Here is an 18735-nt window from a genome sequence, read left to right as displayed (position 1 = left end):
CTGCGAAACGTTACAAAGAATCAACGCGTTTGTGCCTAACGTGCCATTTGGCGTCTTGTTGTCGCAAAATACCATTGCGCGGCAAAACCGTCATTATTTGCACACAAACAGCCGCCAGATGCGGGGTGGTTGGGGTTTCAACGGGTTGACTCGGGCATGCTGACAAAAAAAGGCAAATACGGCCTCAAGGCCCTCGTGCATCTTTCCAGTCTTCCGATTGGCCAATTGGCCTTCGTCAACGACATCGCCGTCGCCAACAACATCCCGAAGAAATTCCTGGATGCCATCCTGGGCGAATTGCGCAATGCCGGCTTCGTCCAGAGCCGCAAGGGCAAGGAAGGCGGCTATCGCCTCGCCCGCCCCGCCTCGGAGATCAAGATCGGCCACGTCGTGCGCGTGCTCGACGGGCCGCTGGCGCCCATTCCCTGCGCCAGCCGCACACAGTACCAGCGCTGCGAGGATTGCGACGAAGCGACCTGCCAGGTCCGGCACATGATGCTGGAAGTGCGCCAGGCAATCGCCGAGGTGCTCGACAACAGAAGCCTCGCCGCCATGCGCGATGCCGATAACGACGATTTCCCGGTCGAACTGTCCTCGCAAATCTAATGCATGTCGCCCAAAAGTGATCTCGGTTTGGGAGAACGACATGCATAACAACAAAGATTTGAAGCGCGTCGCATGAATCTGTTTCAATGCGACACGCTTTAAATCAACGGCTGGCGAACACCGTTCATCCCGTGAGATTGCGCGATGCGCGCAGGCGCATTAAAGCGGTCTTGCAACAGGAACAGATGGACGCCCGCCGGATGAGGCTGTCGACGTTCGCGAAATCCCGAAAGGCTGCCCGCGGACCGCCCGCCACGGCCAGGTTCCAGACTGAAATCATCGCCGATGTCCTTGTGCCGGAAAGGGCTGAGGACGTGCGCTTCTTCAGCCGCAGGATCGTCCGTCCCGAAAAAATGCGCTGGTTCTCGAACCAGGACCTGCGCGAAACCCTCCTGGCCGCCTTCTATCTCATGGTCGCGGCTTCAGTGCCGGTGCGCTGGTGGGCGTCGATTTGCGACCGGATGTCCAGGCTTCGCCTGAAACGCCATATGCGCAAGCAATTTCCAGGTTATGCCGCCGCGACGCGCGCGGTGCTTGGCGGCGGCATCGACGCACGCAAGCTGTTCCAGGCATTGCTCGCGGCACGCCACCGCCGCCGGCTGCAGTTTGCAGCGCACCTCGCCGGTTTCCGGTGGTCCCCGATTGTCCGGCTGGAGGGACGGGAGGGACTGCAGGCAGCCTTGCGGCGCGGCCATGGCGCCATCATCTGGTGCGATCAGTTCACCTCCCAGACCATCTTCGGCAAGCGCGCCCTGCACGAGGCTGATATCGAGGCGCATCAGGTGAGCATCAATTCACACGGGGTCTCGGAATCGATGTTCGGTCTGCGTTTCCTGAACCCGCCGATGGTCAAGGTCGAGAACCGCTACCTCAAGAGCCGCGTCACCTTTGAGCGCGACGATGCCTATCAGGTCACCATCCGCATCCAGAAGATCCTGAAGCGCAATGGCGTGGTGCTGATGACCAACACCATCCATGCGGGCTCGACCTTCACCGAGGTCGCGATCGGCGAAGGTGGCTGGACGCACCTTGCTTCCGCACCGGCGAACTTCGCCGCGAGGGGCAAGGCAGCGCTGTTTGCCATGTCGACCTTCGAGACCATTCCCTTCCGTGAATACCGGGCCGTCATCAGCCCGGAGCTGTTGCCGGCTGAAGCGGAAACGGGACGGGACGGAGCCAAGGACATGGTGCTGCAGGCACGCTATATCCTGCTCAAGCGCGACCGGCTGCTCGAAGCGCTGAAACTGTTTCCCGAACAGATGCTGATATGGTCCGGCAGCCGAAGGCTGACGGAAGCCCCGGACGATGCCATGACAACCGGCGATACCGGCTCATGATTTGGCCAGCAGCCGGATCGCGTCGGCAACCACATCGGCGACGGGTCTCGTCGCGTCGATCGTCAGTGCCCGCTCATCGCTGCCCGGCGGCTCCAGTATGGCGAACTGGCTGTCGACCAGGCTGGCCGGCATGAAATGCCCCTTCCGGCTGGCGACCCGCTCACTTGCCGTCGCCGGGTCGATCTCCAGGTAGAGGAAGGTGATATCGGGGCAAAAACCACGCAGACGTTCGCGATAGCCACGCTTCAGCGCCGAGCAGGCCGCGACCACGCCCTGCCCTTTGCCGACCGATGCCGCGATGTGTTCGCCGATCGCATCGAGCCAGCCTTCGCGCAGTTGATCGGTGAGCGGCTCGCCGCTTGCCATGCGGGCGACATTCTCGGGCGGGTGCAGCCTGTCGCCCTCGATGAAGATGGCGCCCAGCGCGGCCGCAAGCGCGGTGCCGACGGCCGACTTGCCGCAGCCGGCGACGCCCATCACCACAATGGCCGGAGGCACTGAGCCAGGGGCGCGTGTCGGCGCCTGCGCTGCTTCTTCGTCCACGGCTAGAGCATGACGCCGAAAAGTGTGAAGCGGTCTTCGGACGACATCATGCTCTATCTCCTTGATTCAGCGGCGGATTCAGATTTCAGGTCGATTCGACCTGAAATCGTCCGGCTCTAGCGGCTTGCCGGCGCGCGGCCGTAGAGCAACAGCATGGCGACGATGACAACGCCATAGATGATCTGCCGCCCCGCCTCCGGCATCTGCATGACCGACAGGATGGATTGCAGGAGCGTGATCAGGATGACGCCGGCAACGGTGCCGAGATAGGACCCGCGCCCGCCGAGGATCGAGGTGCCGCCAAGCACGACCGCGGCGATCGACGGCAAGAGATAGGCATCGCCCATCGACTGCGCCGCCTTCGACGCGTAGCCGGCCAGAAGCACGCCGCCGAAGGCGGAGAGCCCGCCGGAGACGGCGAAGGCGATCATCACCACACGCCTTGTGTCGATGCCCGAGAGATAGGCGGCGCGCTCACGGTTGCCGATGCCGTAGACGGTGCGGCCGAAGCCGGTGCGGGTCAGCACGAACACCATCGCGGCCCCGATCAGCGCCCAGATGATGACCGCGTTGGGAACGCCCGGAATGGCGAAGCCGGTGGCGAGGTAACGCATGGCGCCGGTGGCCGAATCCTGCGGCGAGAAGCCGCCGGTGTAGACCACCATCAGCCCTTGCGCGACGGCGTTGGTGGCAAGTGTGATGATCATCGAGGGAATGCGCAGATAGGCAACGCCGACGCCGTTGACGACGCCGATCAGCACGCCGCAGAAGATGCCGAACGGAATGGCCAGCGCGACGCCGACCGGACCGTAGGCAGCCGCAGCGCATGCCATCATGGCGCCCGCCGCCACCGCCCAGGGCACCGACAGGTCGATCTGGCCCAGCAGGATGACCAGCATCATGCCCGTGGCGATGACACCGAGGAATGAGGCGACCTTGAGCTGCTGCAGCAGATATTCAGGCGACAGGAAGCTTCTGGAATAGAGGCTGCCCAGCAACAGCAGCACCACGATGCAGGCAAAGGCCGTCAGCACCGCCGGATCGGCGCGGCGGATGAATTTCGGCATGCGGCCGGCAATGCCGCCATCGCTCTTCCCAACCATCGGCGTCGTTTCGCTCACAGGAACCACTCCAGCCGGTTGCGGACCCGAAACAGGGCGAAGGCGCCGAGGCTGACGGCGACCAGCAGGATAACGCCCTGGAACAAAGGCTGCCAGAGCGGATCGAAATCGAACACGAACAACAGGTCGCCAATGGTGCGGAAAGCGAGCGCGCCGAAGATGGCGCCAATGGCGCTGCCCTTGCCGCCGAACAGCGAGACGCCGCCAAGCACCACGGCGGCGATCGAGAACAGCGTGTAGGAGTTGCCGCTGGCATAGGCCGCCTCGCCCGTATAGGTGAAGAAGGTCAGGAACAGCCCGCCGATCGATGCCAGCAGCCCGGCCAGCGTGTAGGCGGCGAACTTGCCGCGCCGGATCGGCACGCCCGACATGTAGGCCGCCGTCTCCGACGATCCCGCCGCGTAGGCGGCCCGGCCAAGCACCGAACGGCTGAACGGCACCCAGACCACCAGCACGATGGCCAGCAGCACGACGAGGCTCGCCGGCACCACGCCGAACACGCGGCCGGTCAGCGCATCGGCAAGATCTTCATTGACCGAGCCGCCCGGGAATGGCCGCAGCAAAAGACCGATGCCGTAATAGACGGCGCCGGTGGCGATGGTGGCGACGATCGGCTGCAGCCGTCCATAGATGACGATGGCGCCGTTGATGGCGCCGCACAGCAGGCCGACCGCCAGCACGGCGATGACGCCGAGCGCCGTCTGCGCCGGCGTGCCCACCACCAGCCAGGAAGCCAGGCAGTTGGTGAGCAGGAAGATCATGCCGACGGACAGGTCGATGCCGGCGGTGATCACCACCAGCGTCTGCGCCATGGCGACGAAGGCGAGCAGCACCCCCTTGTTGGCGGCCGTCTGCACCACATTGGCGTTGAAACCGGCCGGATGGTTCGAGGTGTAGATGACGAACATGACGATGAAAATGCCGAGCGCCAGCAGCGTTCCGCGCTGCTCGGCCAGCCAGTAGCGCCAATCTTTCACACGCTTGCTCCCAGGCCCACCGGGCTCTCCTCGCCATGGATGTTGAGCGCGCTCGATATCAGCGCCCGCTCGGTGATCTCGGCGCCGACCAGTTCGCGCTTGACCGCGCCATCGTAAAGCACCAGCACACGGTCGCAGCAGCCGATCAGCTCGTCATAGTCGGTCGAATAGAACAGGATCGCCGCACCCGCATCCGCCAGCTTGCGCATCAGTTGGTAGATCTCCTGCTTGGTGCCGACATCGATGCCGCGCGTCGGATCGTTGAGCAGGATGATGCGCGGCTGGCGCATCAGCCATTTGGCGATGACCACTTTCTGCTGGTTGCCGCCCGACAGCGCGCCGACCGGAATATCGAGACCCGCCGTCTTGATCGCGAGCAGGCCAACCATGTCGTCGATCAGCCGCTGCTCGGCGGCGCGATCGATGATGCCGCTCCTGGAGAGCCGGTCGAGCGCGGCGAAGGACAGGTTCTCGCGCACCGTCATTGGCAGCATCAAGCCTTCCGTCTTGCGGTCCTCCGGGATGAGCGCCATGCCGACGCCGTCCTGTCGGGCCACGGCGGGACTGCTGATGGCCACCGGCTTGCCGTCGATCAATACCTCGCCGGCAAGGCCGCGCAGCACGCCGAAGAAGGCCAGCAGCAATTCGCGCTGGCCCTGGCCGTCAAGACCGCCGAGGCCGACCACCTCGCCTGCCCTGACGGTCAGCGAGATGTCGTGCAGCCGGTCGGCCCAGGAGAGCTTGCGCGCTTCGAGCCTGGGGGCGGCGCTGGCCGGTGCCGCCGCCGGCTTGGGCGGAAAGATGTGGCTGTATTCGCGGCCGATCATCAGTTCGACCACCTCATTGTCGCTCTTCGAGCCGGCCTTGTAGCTGGCGACGTTGCGGCCGTTGCGGAACACCGTGCACTGATCGGCAAGTTCGGCGATCTCGTTCATGCGGTGCGAGATGTAGAGCAGCGCCAGCCCTTCCGAGCGCAGCCGCTTCAAGACGCCGAATATCTTAGAGACATCCGCCGCCGTCAGCGCCGATGTTGCCTCATCGAGGATCAGGATGCGGGGTTTCCTGGCCAGCGCCTTGGCGATCTCGACCATCTGCCGGCGCGACAGCGGCAGGTCCTTGACCAGCGCCAGCGGATGGATGTCGGCCGCGCCGGCGCGGGCAAGGGCTTCCTCCGCGATGCGGCGCTGCGCCGTGCGGTCGATCATGCCGAAGCGTTTGGGCGGATCGGAAATGACGATGTTGTCGGCAACGCTGAGCTCGGGGATCAGCGACAGTTCCTGGAAGATGCAGACGATGCCGGCCTTGTTCGCCGCACCGGGCGAAGCGAAGGTCACTTCGCGGCCGTCCAGCATCATGCGGCCCTCGTCGGGCGCCACGACACCGGCCATGACCTTGATCAGCGTCGATTTGCCGGCGCCGTTTTCACCGAGAATGGCGTGGATGCTGCCGGCTTCGACCACAAGTTCGGCCTTTTCCAGCGCCCGCACGCCGCCATAGCGCTTGGATATGCCTTCCATGCGAAAGAGAGGAGCCGCACCGTCCATCAACCCTCCAGGGCCATTGTGGGATTGCAGGCTGGCGCCGCGGGGTAAGCCGCGGCGCCAGGCATTGGCCAGCGATTACTGGTTTTCCTTGGTCTGCCCCATGATTTCCTGGGCACTGAAATTGATGCCGCAGGTCGGGAAGGAATTGCCGACGAAGAAATTGTCGGATTCCTTCGGGAAGTAATCGGTGCCTTCCTTCATGTTCGGATCCGTGGCGACAGCCAGCGGCAGCTTCACTTCCTGTGGCACCACCTCGCCTTCGAGTGCCGCGATCGCGGTCTTGATGGCGACGGCAACCTGGGCCGGACCGGAGCCGGCGGAGGTGCATTTCAGGCCATCGGCGGAATGGGCCGCGCAGAACTTGCGGAAGCCGTTTTCGGTTTCGCCGCCGAACGGCACGAACGGATGCTTGGCATCGATCATCGCCTGCACGATGCCGGTATCGCCGCCCTGGCCGGTAATGCCGTCGAACGGGCCGTTGGTGGCGATGGCGTCGGCGGTCACCTTCTGCGCCACGCCGTCATCCCATTTGCCGGCGACTTCGGTGACGTCCCATTTCTTGCCGGAGGCGTCGAACACTTCATGGATGCCATTGTGGCGATCGGTATCGACGGAGGTGCCGGCCACGCCGCGCACCTCGAGGATCTTGCCGCCATTCGGCACCTTCTCGACCAGCCACTTGGCCCACAATTCGCCAAGACCCTTCTGGTCGACATTGACGTTGATGGCATCCTTGGTGTCGAGGATGTTGTCGAAGGCAACCAGCACGATGCCGGCTTCCTTGGCGCGCTTGATGACCGGACCGAAAGCGGTCGGGTTCTGGGCGTCGGTGACGATGGCGTCATAGCCGGAATCGATGAAATTGTTGATCGCCGAGATCTGCGCCGGCACGTCCTCGCCGGTCGAGACGACCTTGAATTCCTTGATCTTGGCCTTGACGTCGGGCTGGGCCGCATAGGCCTTGGCCGTCTGAACCATCTGGATGCGCCAGGTATTGGCGATATAGCCATTGGCGAAGGCGATGCGGAACGGGCCTTCCTTCTTTGGATATTTGAAGAATTTCGTGTCCGCGCCCCACGGCGCGAAGCAGTCGGCCTGGGCGGCGGGACCGGATACGATTTCCGGGCCGGCGGCCATGGCGGCCGAGTTGAGCATGACGAATGCGCTGGCGGCAACAATGCCACCGACAAGTGACTTGATCATCGATAATCCTCCCGATTGCAGTTCTGATTTGTCGGTTCAGTTTATGGAATTTTCGCGTTTCCGGCTGGCCCCTCCGCCTTGCCCAGTCACGCCTGCCAGGTGCCGAAGACCTCCGCGATCCCTCCCCTTGCCGTCCCCATCGATCGGGGGGAAATTTATCATATTATACATAATAAACAAGCTTGAGCTGTTGCTTATGTATAATAAACAGGCTTGGCCCTTTGCTGGCGATGCCCGTCCAGAGAAAATGGTAGCGCTACCATGACGTTGTGTAAAGCGCCATTTGCGGTCCTTCTCGAAAGTGTGTTCAGCGGGCCGTGCTCTCGCGGCGCTTGAGCTCGAAGCCGAGGTCAACGATACGTTGCTCCGGTCGGTCGCCGGCGATCGCCGCCAGCGCCATGGCCACCGCGCGCCTGCCGATTTCGTAGCGATGGGTGCGGATGCTGGTGATCGAGGGAAAGGCCACCTGCATCATATCGAGATCGTTGAAGCCGACGATGCCGATGGTCTTCGGCACATCGATCGCGGCGCGATGGCATTCGAACAGCACGCCGAGCGCGATATCGTCATTGTTGCAGAACACGCCGTCGAGCGTCGGCATCTTGGCAAGGGCATCGCGGAACATTTCGCGGCCGAGCGACACGCTGGACAGCACCGGCGTGGTGGTGATCAGGCGCGGGTCGAACAGGCCGGCCTTCTCCATCGCAGCGCGATAACCAGCCAGGCGCCGCCGCGAGCGCGGATCCATGCGCGCGCCGATGAAGCCGATGCGTCGATACCCCACCTCGATCAGGTGCTCGGTCGCCGTCCTGCCGCCGTCGAGATGCGAGAAGCCGACCATCATGTCGACGGGATCCGGCCCGGTCTCCATCACTTGCACCACCGGGCAACCGGCATTTTCCAGCAGTTTTCGCGAGGTTGGCGTCTGGTCGATGCCTGCCACGATCAGCGCCGCCGGCCGCTGCGAGCCGAACACCTGCAAGAGCCGCTCCTCCTCCAGTCCCGAATAATGCGTGTTGCCGAGCTGGATGCGGAACGGACTGTCCGACAGGCTGTCATAGATGCCGCGCACCACCTCGGCGAAGACGTTGTTGGTGAGCGACGGCACCAGCACGCCGAACACCTCGGCCCGCGCCGAGGCCAGAGCCCGCGCATTGGGGTCCGGCACATAGCCAAGCTCATCGACGGCGGCCTGGATCTGACGGCGCAAATCCAGGCTGACACGCTCTGGCTCGCGCAACGCGCGCGACACTGTAATGGCGCCGACGCCGGCCTTGCGCGCGACGTCCGATATGGTCGGGCGGCCGCCGCCCCGGCGCGAGCGCGGCTTGATCATGGCCACGGCCCATGCGCGCGATCACCGGAACGCGCCCGCAACATGATCATCTGAGCTGTCGCCATTTCACCGGCCTGTTACCGCACCCTTCGGCCTCTGGGGTCGCGCAGTGCCTGCCTGTTGTCAAGCCGAGGTGCTCAGGCCGCCATGGCAGTCCTTTGCCTTGCCTTCCACATGAACAGCCCGATCGCCACTATGTTCAGCAGATTCCAGGCAATGCCGTTGAGGAAGGCGGCCGCATAAGAACCGGTCAGGTCGTAAATCCAACCCGACATCCAGCCGCCGATCGCCATGCCGAAGATCGTCGCCATCATGACGATGCCGATACGCTGGCCGGCCTCCTTGGCGGGCAGGTACTCGCGCACGATGATCGCATAGCAAGGCACGATGCCGCCTTGCGACAGGCCGAACACCAGCGACACGACGTAGAGCGAGGCCAGCCCGTCGAACGGAATGTAAAACAGCAGCGACAGGCACTGCAGCACCGAACCGATCAGCAGGGTTTTCGCGCCGCCGATGCGATCGGCGATGAAGCCGGAGGCAAGCCGGCTGACGACGCCCGCCGCCATCATGATCGACAACATGTCGGCGCCGTGCGCCATGCCGTAGCCAAGATCCATGCAATAGGCGACGATGTGCACCTGTGGCATCGACATCGCCACGCAACAGCCGAGGCCAGCGATGACCAGCAGCGTCTGCAGCGCCGCCGGCGACATGGGAATCGGCTGCACGGGCCGGCTCCCGGGCGAGCCGGCAGCGGCCGCGTCAGGAGCACCGCGTCGCAGCAACAGCACCAGGGGCACCATGGTGACCAGGCAGAAAACACCGATCGCCGCGTAGGTGAAGCGCCAGCCTTCCGCCTTGATCAGCGTCGGCATGATGGTGGGCCAGAGCGCGCCGGCGAGGTAGTTGCCGGCGGCCGCCGCCGTGACCGCGACGCCGCGCCGGCGGTTGAACCAGTGCGAGATGTCGGCGATCAGCGGCCCGAAGATCACTGACGTGCCGACACCGATCAGCACCCCTTGCGCAAGGGTGAACTGCAGGATCGAGGTCGAAAGTGCCGCGAGCAGCAGGCCCGCGGAGAGCGCCACGGAAGAGAACAGCGCCGGGATCCAATAGCCCATCCGATCGATGGCGCGGCCGACCAGCACATTGCCGGCGGCGAAGCCAACCATGGTCGCGGTGTAGGGCATCGATGCAGCGGCACGGTCGACGCCGAACTCGGCCTGCACGGCGGGCAGCACCACGACCACCGCCCACATGCCGACCGCGCCGATCGTCGCCAGCAGCATTGAGATGGCCAGCCGCATCCACGCGTAGGAACTGTCGATGCCGGGACTGGGCCGGCTCAAGTCGGTTCGGGTCAAAGGCGTTTCCTGTCGGCGGTCTCGAAATCGGCTGCCGTTTTGGCCACTATCGGCACATTCTCGGCCCACAGCAGCGCCACGGCGAGCAAATCCGTGGCTCCAGAGCGGGCACGAAGGCGGGAACCGACGCCAATGTCTGGAGTTTTCCGATCAGCGAACCCGCAAAGGAGTCCCAGCCATGACCACAGCCAGGAAGAAATGGTCGGCCGAGGTGACCGAGCACAGCGACGCGATGGATCTTGAGGATCATGTCTTCGAATTCGACGACGCCAAAAAGATCGCCGCCTCGCTCAAGCGGTCGGCCGAGCACAGCCACCGCCGCAAGGCCGAACCCTTCCAGTCAGCGATGTCGATGCTGAATTTCTACATCAACCGCGCCGGCAAGAACCTGCCCGCAGCGCGCAGGCAAGTGCTCGAGCACGCCAAGGACGAACTGCGCGTGGCCTTCGGCCGCGAAAAGGAAGATTAGCTCCGGTCTAGTGTTTGTTGAGATTCAGGACAGGCCGGCATCACCTGAACATCAATACGCCCTAGCGCGACTTGATCACGTGGTCGGTGTTGGCCAGCAGCTTGCGAACCGCGGCGCGCGCCGCGTCCGGGCGTTGCAGCCGGATGTTCTTCTCGATCGCCTCATGCAGCTTTTGCACATGGTTGAGATCATCGACTTCCCGCGTGGTGAAGGTGAACAGGTGATCGAACGCGGATTCGATCAGCACGCCAAGCGGCACCAGAAGATCGTTGCCGGAGGCGCGCAGGATGGCAAGGTGAAAGCGCGTGTCGGCGCGGGTGCGCTCCTGCAGGCTGGCGGCCTCCCCCATCTCGCGGCAGGCCTGGCTGATCTCGGCCATCTGCTCGTCGGTCCGGCGCATCGCCGCGAAAGCGGTCGCTTCCGGCTCGATGATGTGGCGGAACTCCTGCACCGTCTTCAGGAACACCTCGCGGTCCGGCGACGTCGCGTACCAGGCGAGCACATCGCGGTCGAGCAGGTTCCAGCGTTCTTTCGGCTCCACCCAGCTGCCGATCTTGGGGCGTGAAGCAAGCAGGCTCTTGGCCATCAGCATCTTGATCGCCTCGCGCACCGCCGAGCGGCTGACGCTGAAGGTCTCAGACCATTTGGCTTCGTTGGGCAGGATGGTGCCGGGCGGATAGTCGCCGCGCACGATCCGCAGCCCGATCTCGCTCGCGAGCGACGTGTGCACGCTGGCGCCGGGAATACGCGCCGCGTCGGGCCGTCGAACACCGGTCGAGCGCTCGGCGGCAGCCGCCTTGTCAGGCGATTTTTCCTTGTTCGGCTTCGCGTCCCGCATACGCTTCAGAAAGGCCGGTTTGCGGAAGCTGTCAAGCACCACGGAACGGTTGGGCCGCAAAGCGCCCCGCTATGCACAGCCCAGCCGCTTCTGCCCGGTCGCTCAGGCGGTTTTGACGTATTTGCGCCAGCTGTGTTCCGGGCGGAAGCCGAGCATGTCGCGCGCCTTGCGGTTCGACAGCAGCGTCTCGTATTCACCAAGCTCGGCCTTCACTGGCACGCCCGGATAGAAGCGCTTCAAAAGTTCCGCCGTCGGCAGGTCCGACGAGGTATCGTCATTGGCCGCGTTGAACACCTGGTAGCCGAGACCGTCCTTCTCGATGGCGCGTAGCGTGATCTGGCCGAGATCGCGCGCGTCGATATAGCTCCAGGCAATGCGCTTGCGAAAACCGGGATCGGCGAACCATTTCGGAAACAGCGAATATTCGTGCGGCTCGATGACATTGCCGATGCGCAAGGCATAGATGTCGGTGCCGTTGCGTTGCGCGAAGGCCCGCGCTGTCTTCTCGTTGACGATCTTCGACAGCGCGTAGCTGTCCATCGGATCGACATCATACTCCTCGTCGAGCGGGAAATATTTGGGATCGCGCGGCTCGTTGGCGAACACCAGGCCGTAGGTGGTCTCGCTGGAGGCGATGATGACCTTGCGGATGCCGAGCTTCACCGCCGCCTCGATGACGTTGTACGTGCCCATCGCATTGATGCGGAACACCTCGTTATCGGGCGTGATCATGATGCGCGGGATGGCGGCGAAATGCACCACCGCATCCACCGACTGCGGGCGCAGCGACGGGTCGAATTCGTGCAGGCCCATATAGCTCGACAGCGCGTTGAACACCTGCCCGCTGTCGGTGATGTCGGTGATCAGCGTGCGCACCTTGGGATTGTCGAGCGGCTTGGTGTCGATGTTGAGCACCTGGCAGCCCTGCTCGACAAGATATTGCACGACATGGCGCCCAGCCTTGCCGCTGCCGCCGGTGAACATGATCCGCTTCGTCATTCTCGTCTCCATGACAGGCTCTGGAATTCCCGTCTATTGTCAGACAATATTGCATTCCGCAACCACATATGGCTAAAACGGCGGCGCAATTATCGATAATCCGGGATAGGACAGACGACATGAACACCTCCGCCGCGCGCGAGACGATCGGCTTCATCGGCCTTGGCCTGATGGGGCACGGCATCGCCAAGAACATCGTCGACAAGGGCTATCCCCTGACATTCCTCGGCCGCAAGAACCGCAAGCCGGCGGAGGACCTTCTTGGCCGAGGCGCCAGGGAAGCATCGACCTCGCGCGAGGTGGCAGTGGCGTCCGACATTGTCTTCATCTGCGTCACCGGGTCGCGCGAGGTGGAAGCCATCATCCGCGGCCCCGGCGGCCTCAAGGAAGGCTTGAAGAAAGGTTCGGTCGTCGTCGACTGCTCGACCTCGGACCCGGTCTCGACCGTCTCGCTCGCGGCCGAACTCAACGCGCTTGGCATCGACTATGTCGACGCGCCGCTAAGCCGCACCCCGAAGGAAGCCTGGGAAGGCACGCTCGATGCCATGGTCGGCGCGCCGGACGCCGTCTTTGCCAGGGTGAAACCGGTGATCGAAACCTGGGCCGGCCGCATCGTCCACATCGGCGACACCGGCGATGGCCATCGCATGAAGCTGCTCAACAATTTCATTTCGCTGGGCTATGCCGCCATCTATTCCGAAGCATTGGCCCTGGCTGAAAAGGTCGGCATCTCGCCGCCGCGTTTCGACAGCGTCATCCGCAACGGCCGCATGGATTGCGGCTTCTACCAGACCTTCATGCGCTGGACGCTGGAAGGCGACCGCGACGCCCACAAATTCACCATCGCCAACGCCTTCAAGGACCTGACCTATCTGGAGTCCATGGCGGGTGCGGCCGGCATCGCCAACCCGCTCGGCAACGCCACCAAGAATTCCTTCGCCGGCGCCCATGCCACCGGTCCGGCCGAGCAGTTCGTGCCGATGCTGGCGACCCATATCGCCAAGGTCAACGGCGTCGACCTGATGCCGATGAAGGATGGCAAGAAGCAGACGATCTGAGGCTCAAACGGGCGGACGGCTCACCGCCGCCTGCTTCCAATGCCCTCATCGGTGTCGGCGAGCAGCTTGTGCACGGCATTGCGGGCCGCCGCCGGCCGTTGCAGGCGGATGTTCTTCTCGATCGCCTCATGCAGTTTCTGCGCTCGCCGCTGGTCGCCGACCTGCCGCGTGGTGAAGACGAAGAGATGGTCGAGCGCGGACTCGATCAGCACGCCGAGCGGCACCAGAAGGTCATTGCCCGAGGCCCGCAGGATGGCGAGGTGAAAGCGTGTGTCGGCGCGGATGCGTTCCGGCAGGTTGGCCGCCTCGCCCATCTCGCGGCAGGCAAGGCTGATCTCGGCCATCTGCTCGTCGCTGCGCCGCATGGCGGCAAAGGCCGACGCTTCCGGTTCGATGATATGGCGAAACTCCTGCACGGTGCGCAGGAAGGCCTCGCGGTCGGGCGCGGTCGCGTACCAGGCGAGCACGTCGCGGTCGAGCAGATTCCAGCGCTCCTTCGGCTCGACCCAGCTGCCGATCTTGGGGCGTGATGCCAAAAGGCTCTTGGCCATCAGCATCTTGATCGCCTCGCGCACCGCCGAACGGCTGACATTGAAGGTTTCGGCCCATTTGGCCTCGTTGGGCAGGATGCTGCCGGGCGGATAATCGCCGCGCACGATCCGCAGACCGATCTCGCTGGCGAGTGAGGCATGAACGCTGGATCCGGGAAAGTGCGCCGCGTCGGCCCTGCGCATGACCGCCGGATCGCGGCTGGCTTGCGCCTTGGCCCGGCTGGCTTTTCTTTCTGCCTTCTCGTGCGGCATCCACGTTCCAATAGGTCGGCTGCCTGTCGTCCGGATGGATCCGTACCTGCGTGGCGCGCGCCGATCCCGTTGCCGAAAATCCAAACCATGGACGCGACAGGGCCGGAGCCTGTTGCCCCTCGCCACTGCGTCTCGCTCAGGAATTGACGGGGCGCCCGTTTGCCGAGCGCCCCGGATCTAAAAGCTACTTCTGGATACAGGTGTCGACCGTATCCTTGGTGCATTCGTCGAGGCCGGTGAAGACCGGATCGTCGACCTTCTTGCCCGTGATCAGGTCGATCATCACCGACGGCGCCTTGTAGCCCATTTCAAAGGGCCGCTGGCCGACCAGCGCGGTGACAAGGCCATCCCTGGCGATCGCCACCTCGTCGCCGATCGTGTCGGCGGCGCCGATGACGAAGTCGTTCTTGGCCAGCCTGTCCTTCAACGGTCCAACCAGATCGCGATAAGGCTGCGGCGCGCCGAACAGCGGCCAGCCGCCCATGATGCCGAAAGCATCGAGCTTGGGGTTGGCGGCAAGGATATCGGTCATTGCCTGCACGCCCTTGGCACCGTCGTCATTGGTGAACACCGGGCAGCCGGCGACTTCGGTCCAGCCGCCTTCGCCGGCAAGTGCCGCAAGCCCTTCCTTGCCCGTCAGGGCGTCGCGCATGCCTTGCGCGCGGCGCAGGATGTTATCGGCTGCTGGGTTGCCCTCGATGGTGCAGATCGTGCCGCCATTCGGCTTGGCCTTCTTGATGTATTCGCCGATCTTCTTGCCCATCAGGTAGTTGTCGGTGCCGAGATAGGTCTTGCGAAGGGCTGCGTCCTCCTTGGCGAGATCGGCGTCGACGGTCATGATCGGGATCGTCGGATTGGCGGTCTTGAGCGTCTGCGCGATCAGCGGCGCGTTGGACGGCGAAATCGCCACCGCCGCCGTGTCAGGCTTGCTCAGTATATCCTGAAGGATCTGGGCCTCGCCGGCCTCGTCGGAAGTCGACGCCGGACCAGTGTAGAAGCACTCATATTCCGAGCTGGCGTTTTCCTTGTTCCATTTCTCGCAGCCCTGGTGGATGGCCTCGAAGAACGGATTGTCGAGACCTTTCACCACGATGACGAGCTGCTTCTTGGCCAAGGCCGGCCCGGCGCCCAACGCCATGGCGGCGACGGCGGCGAGCAAAACTGTTTTCCTCATATCAGTCCTCCCTTGAAAAACAGACGGACACGGCGTGCCCGCCACACAAATCGGCCCCAACGCGAGATGGCAGGGCGAATGCCGGTGCCGCCTGGCAAGACCGATAAGCATTTTCAGATGCGACCGGACCGGCAGTGCCGGCACGGTCGATGATCTCGCGCCGACCCCACCGTCGATCATGGTTCGGGGCCGGCAAATCTTCCTCCGACCCTCAGCTAATAACGGCAAGCCGCCAACGTCAATTGCTATTTGTCCTACAAAACGGATTTTTCGGAACCGCCATTCACTATTCGTCCGACAATTGCCCTATTTCCTATTCATCGGACAATTGACGCCCGCACGGGCATTTGCGTAAATGCCTGATATCGCTGTTTCCGGGAGGAGCTGGGAGAGCGACGCGAAAGCCGCCCCTGTCCCGGGCATGCGGCAAGCACAGGGAGGCAAAGGCTGGTGGCGGTTCTCGAACTCACCAACATCTCGAAGCATTTCGGCGCCATCCAGGCGGTCAACGATGTGTCGCTGTCGATCGAGCCCGGCCAGGTCGTCGGCCTGATGGGCGACAACGGCGCCGGCAAGTCGACGCTGGTCAAGATGATCGCCGGCAATTTCCGGCCGAGCCACGGCGCGATGCGGATGGATGACAAGGAACTGATCCTGCACAAGCCGGTCGAGGCGCGCCAGCACGGCATCGAGATCGTCCACCAGGACCTGGCGCTCTGCAACAATCTGACGGCGGCGGCGAACGTCTATCTCGGGCGCGAGTTGCGGCGCGGCGTCGGTCCATTCCGCATTCTAGACTATGCGGCCATGTACAAGCGCGCCGGCCAGATCTTCGCCGAGCTCAAATCCGAAACCCGGCCGCGCGACCTGGTCAAGCAGATGTCGGGTGGCCAGCGCCAGGCGGTGGCCATCGCCCGCACCATGCTGTCGCAGGCCAAGATCGTGCTGATGGACGAACCGACGGCGGCGATCTCGGTCAGGCAGGTCGCCGAAGTGCTCAACCTGATCCGCAATCTGCGCAACCAGGGCATCGCGGTGGTGCTGATCAGCCACCGCATGCCCGACGTCTTCGACGTCGCCGATCGCGTCATCGTCATGCGGCGCGGCAGGAAGGTCGCCGACAAGACGATCGCGTCGAGTTCGCCCGAGGAAGTCACCGGGCTGATCACCGGCGCCATCGAGCAGGCGGCATGACGGCGCAAAACCCGTATTTCACCACGTTGGCGCGCATCGCAGCCGGCAGGAAAGGTCGATAATGGCAGTCACCCTTGACCAGACGATCGCGCAGAAGCAGCACACTTTTCTGTCGCGGATGTTCTCCAGCCAGACGTTCTGGGTGGTGATCGCCGTCATCCTCGCCTGCATTTTCCTGTCGTTTGCCACCGACGCCTTCGCCACATCGAAGAACCTCTACAACATCACCCGCAACGTCACCTTCGTCGCCATCGTCGCGCTCGGCATGACCTTCGTCATCATCACTGGCGGCATCGACCTGTCGGTCGGCTCGGTGCTGTGCCTGTCGTCGATGGTGCTGGCCGTCACCATGCATGCCGGCTATTCGATCGAAATCGGCATCCTGGCCTCGATCGCCACCGCGCTTGCGATCGGCGCCTTCAACGGGGTCATGATCGCCTATCTCGGTTTCCCGCCTTTCGTGGTGACGCTCGGCATGCTGTCGATTGCCCGCAGCCTGGCCATGGTCGCCTCCAACAACACCGTCGTCTTCCAGTTCGGGCCGGACCATAACAAGCTGCTGGCGTTGGGCGGCGGCGCCTGGCTGTTCGGCATCGCAAATCCCGTGCTCTACATGATCCTGCTGGCGCTGATCACCGGCTTCATCCTGCGCTGGACCAAGTTCGGCCGCCACATCTTCGCCATCGGCGGCAACGAGCACGCTGCAACCCTGACCGGCGTGCCGGTGCGCCAGATCAAGGTCGCCGTCTACATGATCTCGGCACTGTCGGCGGGCATTGCCGGCATCATCCAGACCGGATGGCTCGGCGCCGTCACCACCAATCTCGGCACCGGCATGGAGTTGCAGGTTATCGCGGCCACCGTCATCGGCGGCGCCAACCTGGCCGGCGGCGTCGGCACCGCGTTTGGCGCCATCGTCGGCGCCGCCCTCATCGAGGTGATCCGCAACAGCCTTGGCCTGCTTGGCATCAACGCCTTCTGGCAGGGCACCTTCATCGGCGGCGCCATCCTGCTGGCGGTGCTGTTCGACCGCATCCGCAACTTCAGGCGCAGCGATTGAGGGACCTCCGCCGCCAAAGCGCTATTCGTTCCGGTTCCTATCGCTCAGTCTGAAAATCGCCTGAGGCAACCCGCCATCGATACCGGCCGCAAGCCGATGCCTTGACGGAAACCGGAAACCAGCCGCACAATCCCCACGCAGGCGAAGGGAGGCCAGTCGCCTGCGGGAGGATATACCCATGACGGAAGCGATCAGGCTCTACTGGGGCCGGTTCGGACATGTTTCTATCCTGAATGTCGCAAGCGACTTCGTCACCCATGCCCATGTCGAGGCACATCTGATCATCTGGCTGGAAGGCACCGCCGGCGAAATGACGATCGGCCGCGAGACAGTCCGGCTGGGACCACACACCGCCGCCGGGATCAATTCGCTGCAGCCGCACAGCCACGTCCTGTCGCATGATGGCAGGCCGGGCCTTTTCCTGGCCTTTTACATCGATCCCGACTGGGCACGGCGCCGCCGCGACCTGCCCTCCTCCGCGCCATTGTTTGCCCAGGCGGCGATCACGCTGGAGCCCTGGCTGCACCAGGCCGCCGCCAGCCTGCTCGACCATCTGACCGACAATGAAAGCGTCGACGACATGGCCAATTACGAGATCGAGCGCTTCATCGATAGCGTGCTCGATGCCGCCGACGCCTCGGCGCCGCAGGACACGCGCATCCGCATCAGCACGATGCAGGATTTCCGCGTCCGCAAGGCGATCCAGCTGATGAAGGCCAATGTCTGCGAGCGCATCTCGTTCGATGACGTGGCGCGCAGCGTGGGGCTGTCGCGGCCGCATTTCTTTGCCTTGTTCAAGGAACAGACCAACCTGACGCCCAACGTCTACTGGAACACGCTGCGCATGGAAGAGGCGGTGCGCCAGCTGCAATGGTCGCAGGAGCCGCTGATCTCGGTCGCCTGCAATCTCGGCTTCACCACGCAGGGCAATTTTTCGCGCTTCTTCCGCGACCATGTCGGCGTGCCGCCGACACTCTACCGCGAGGCAGCGCGGGCAACGCCCTGAGTTCCAGCCGCCTGTTTTTTCAGACTCCTTGATACGGGCTCAAGACGCATTGATAAGCGTCACCCGCGCCAGCCCCCTACCCTTGCCGCAACGATCATTC

The 18735-nt window shown here is 63.7% G+C and carries 18 protein-coding genes; 7 read left to right on the top strand and 11 right to left on the bottom strand.

Annotated features, from left to right (window positions below; translation table 11 throughout):
- Positions 1 to 156 precede the first annotated feature (156 nt).
- On the top strand, positions 157 to 606 hold the full coding sequence (locus FJ977_RS29440) for an Rrf2 family transcriptional regulator (RefSeq protein ID WP_027029809.1): 450 nt from the start codon (positions 157 to 159) through the stop codon (positions 604 to 606).
- 200 nt (positions 607 to 806) lie between these two features.
- Positions 807 to 1943 carry a hypothetical protein gene (locus FJ977_RS29435; protein ID WP_140775718.1) on the top strand — a complete coding sequence of 379 codons (1137 nt, stop codon included), beginning with the start codon at positions 807 to 809 and terminating at the stop codon, positions 1941 to 1943.
- On the opposite strand, the gene FJ977_RS29430 is transcribed toward FJ977_RS29435, so the two are convergent.
- The 7 genes from FJ977_RS29430 to FJ977_RS29400 form a co-directional block, all read right to left on the bottom strand.
- Complete coding sequence (locus FJ977_RS29430; RefSeq protein WP_140775717.1) at positions 1938 to 2486, bottom strand: gluconokinase; 549 nt, start codon at positions 2484 to 2486, stop codon at positions 1938 to 1940. The two genes, FJ977_RS29435 and FJ977_RS29430, sit on opposite strands and share 6 nt — an antisense overlap.
- 116 nt (positions 2487 to 2602) lie before the next feature.
- Positions 2603 to 3589 (bottom strand): ABC transporter permease, encoded by a 987-nt coding sequence (locus FJ977_RS29425; protein WP_140775944.1) that lies wholly within the window; start codon positions 3587 to 3589, stop codon positions 2603 to 2605.
- Between the two features lie 14 nt (positions 3590 to 3603).
- Complete coding sequence (locus tag FJ977_RS29420; protein WP_140775716.1) at positions 3604 to 4584, bottom strand: ABC transporter permease; 981 nt, start codon at positions 4582 to 4584, stop codon at positions 3604 to 3606.
- Positions 4581 to 6128, bottom strand: coding sequence for a sugar ABC transporter ATP-binding protein (locus tag FJ977_RS29415; protein ID WP_140775715.1), 1548 nt, complete (start codon positions 6126 to 6128; stop codon positions 4581 to 4583). Before FJ977_RS29415 ends, FJ977_RS29420 begins: the two co-directional genes overlap by 4 nt.
- A gap of 75 nt (positions 6129 to 6203) precedes the next feature.
- Positions 6204 to 7331, bottom strand: coding sequence for a sugar ABC transporter substrate-binding protein (locus FJ977_RS29410; protein ID WP_140775714.1), 1128 nt, complete (start codon positions 7329 to 7331; stop codon positions 6204 to 6206).
- A gap of 307 nt (positions 7332 to 7638) precedes the next feature.
- On the bottom strand, positions 7639 to 8667 hold the full coding sequence (locus tag FJ977_RS29405) for a LacI family DNA-binding transcriptional regulator (protein ID WP_140775713.1): 1029 nt from the start codon (positions 8665 to 8667) through the stop codon (positions 7639 to 7641).
- 137 nt (positions 8668 to 8804) lie between these two features.
- Complete coding sequence (locus FJ977_RS29400) at positions 8805 to 10034, bottom strand: MFS transporter (protein WP_140775712.1); 1230 nt, start codon at positions 10032 to 10034, stop codon at positions 8805 to 8807.
- 178 nt (positions 10035 to 10212) lie between these two features.
- Between FJ977_RS29400 and FJ977_RS29395 the strand changes: the two genes are divergently transcribed.
- A complete protein-coding gene (locus FJ977_RS29395; RefSeq protein ID WP_140775711.1) occupies positions 10213 to 10503 on the top strand; it encodes a DUF3175 domain-containing protein in 291 nt (96 codons plus the stop codon).
- Positions 10504 to 10564: 61 nt separating this feature from the next.
- Here the strand turns inward: FJ977_RS29395 and FJ977_RS29390 are convergent, their stop codons facing one another.
- Both FJ977_RS29390 and FJ977_RS29385 read right to left on the bottom strand, forming a co-directional pair.
- Positions 10565 to 11341 (bottom strand): FadR/GntR family transcriptional regulator, encoded by a 777-nt coding sequence (locus tag FJ977_RS29390; protein WP_140775710.1) that lies wholly within the window; start codon positions 11339 to 11341, stop codon positions 10565 to 10567.
- 102 nt (positions 11342 to 11443) lie between these two features.
- Complete coding sequence (locus FJ977_RS29385) at positions 11444 to 12340, bottom strand: NAD(P)-dependent oxidoreductase (protein ID WP_140775709.1); 897 nt, start codon at positions 12338 to 12340, stop codon at positions 11444 to 11446.
- Positions 12341 to 12459: 119 nt separating this feature from the next.
- On the opposite strand from FJ977_RS29385, the gene FJ977_RS29380 reads away from it, so the two are divergent.
- Positions 12460 to 13398 carry an NAD(P)-dependent oxidoreductase gene (locus FJ977_RS29380; RefSeq protein WP_140775708.1) on the top strand — a complete coding sequence of 313 codons (939 nt, stop codon included), beginning with the start codon at positions 12460 to 12462 and terminating at the stop codon, positions 13396 to 13398.
- A gap of 20 nt (positions 13399 to 13418) precedes the next feature.
- On the opposite strand, the gene FJ977_RS29375 is transcribed toward FJ977_RS29380, so the two are convergent.
- Positions 13419 to 14201, bottom strand: coding sequence for a FadR/GntR family transcriptional regulator (locus tag FJ977_RS29375; protein WP_140775707.1), 783 nt, complete (start codon positions 14199 to 14201; stop codon positions 13419 to 13421).
- Positions 14202 to 14385: 184 nt separating this feature from the next.
- Positions 14386 to 15375: a sugar-binding protein gene (locus FJ977_RS29370; protein ID WP_140775706.1), complete on the bottom strand. Its 990-nt coding sequence runs from the start codon at positions 15373 to 15375 to the stop codon at positions 14386 to 14388.
- Between the two features lie 450 nt (positions 15376 to 15825).
- On the opposite strand from FJ977_RS29370, the gene FJ977_RS29365 reads away from it, so the two are divergent.
- From FJ977_RS29365 to FJ977_RS29355, 3 genes are all read left to right on the top strand, one after another.
- On the top strand, positions 15826 to 16569 hold the full coding sequence (locus FJ977_RS29365) for an ATP-binding cassette domain-containing protein (protein ID WP_056571811.1): 744 nt from the start codon (positions 15826 to 15828) through the stop codon (positions 16567 to 16569).
- 61 nt (positions 16570 to 16630) lie between these two features.
- Positions 16631 to 17629: an ABC transporter permease gene (locus FJ977_RS29360; protein WP_140775705.1), complete on the top strand. Its 999-nt coding sequence runs from the start codon at positions 16631 to 16633 to the stop codon at positions 17627 to 17629.
- 178 nt (positions 17630 to 17807) lie between these two features.
- Complete coding sequence (locus tag FJ977_RS29355) at positions 17808 to 18635, top strand: AraC family transcriptional regulator (protein ID WP_140775704.1); 828 nt, start codon at positions 17808 to 17810, stop codon at positions 18633 to 18635.
- Positions 18636 to 18735: the final 100 nt, after the last annotated feature.

Source organism: Mesorhizobium sp. B2-1-3A (assembly GCF_006442655.1).
Taxonomy (GTDB): Bacteria; Pseudomonadota; Alphaproteobacteria; order Rhizobiales; family Rhizobiaceae; genus Mesorhizobium.
Note: the sequence above shows the minus strand (reverse complement) of the source record. Positions and strands in the feature narration are given on the sequence as shown.

What these genes read in the sequence shown, in the direction of transcription:
- FJ977_RS29405 (WP_140775713.1), bottom strand. Translation starts at nt 8,667, where the DNA reads ATGATCAAGCCGCGCTCGCGCCGGGGCGGCGGCCGCCCGACCATATCG.
- FJ977_RS29395 (WP_140775711.1), top strand. Translation starts at nt 10,213, where the DNA reads ATGACCACAGCCAGGAAGAAATGGTCGGCCGAGGTGACCGAGCACAGC.
- FJ977_RS29370 (WP_140775706.1), bottom strand. Translation starts at nt 15,375, where the DNA reads ATGAGGAAAACAGTTTTGCTCGCCGCCGTCGCCGCCATGGCGTTGGGC.
- FJ977_RS29415 (WP_140775715.1), bottom strand. Translation starts at nt 6,128, where the DNA reads ATGGACGGTGCGGCTCCTCTCTTTCGCATGGAAGGCATATCCAAGCGC.
- FJ977_RS29380 (WP_140775708.1), top strand. Translation starts at nt 12,460, where the DNA reads ATGAACACCTCCGCCGCGCGCGAGACGATCGGCTTCATCGGCCTTGGC.
- FJ977_RS29410 (WP_140775714.1), bottom strand. Translation starts at nt 7,331, where the DNA reads ATGATCAAGTCACTTGTCGGTGGCATTGTTGCCGCCAGCGCATTCGTC.
- FJ977_RS29360 (WP_140775705.1), top strand. Translation starts at nt 16,631, where the DNA reads ATGGCAGTCACCCTTGACCAGACGATCGCGCAGAAGCAGCACACTTTT.
- FJ977_RS29385 (WP_140775709.1), bottom strand. Translation starts at nt 12,340, where the DNA reads ATGACGAAGCGGATCATGTTCACCGGCGGCAGCGGCAAGGCTGGGCGC.
- FJ977_RS29390 (WP_140775710.1), bottom strand. Translation starts at nt 11,341, where the DNA reads ATGCGGGACGCGAAGCCGAACAAGGAAAAATCGCCTGACAAGGCGGCT.
- FJ977_RS29435 (WP_140775718.1), top strand. Translation starts at nt 807, where the DNA reads ATGAGGCTGTCGACGTTCGCGAAATCCCGAAAGGCTGCCCGCGGACCG.
- FJ977_RS29355 (WP_140775704.1), top strand. Translation starts at nt 17,808, where the DNA reads ATGACGGAAGCGATCAGGCTCTACTGGGGCCGGTTCGGACATGTTTCT.
- FJ977_RS29425 (WP_140775944.1), bottom strand. Translation starts at nt 3,589, where the DNA reads ATGGTTGGGAAGAGCGATGGCGGCATTGCCGGCCGCATGCCGAAATTC.
- FJ977_RS29440 (WP_027029809.1), top strand. Translation starts at nt 157, where the DNA reads ATGCTGACAAAAAAAGGCAAATACGGCCTCAAGGCCCTCGTGCATCTT.
- FJ977_RS29375 (WP_140775707.1), bottom strand. Translation starts at nt 14,201, where the DNA reads ATGCCGCACGAGAAGGCAGAAAGAAAAGCCAGCCGGGCCAAGGCGCAA.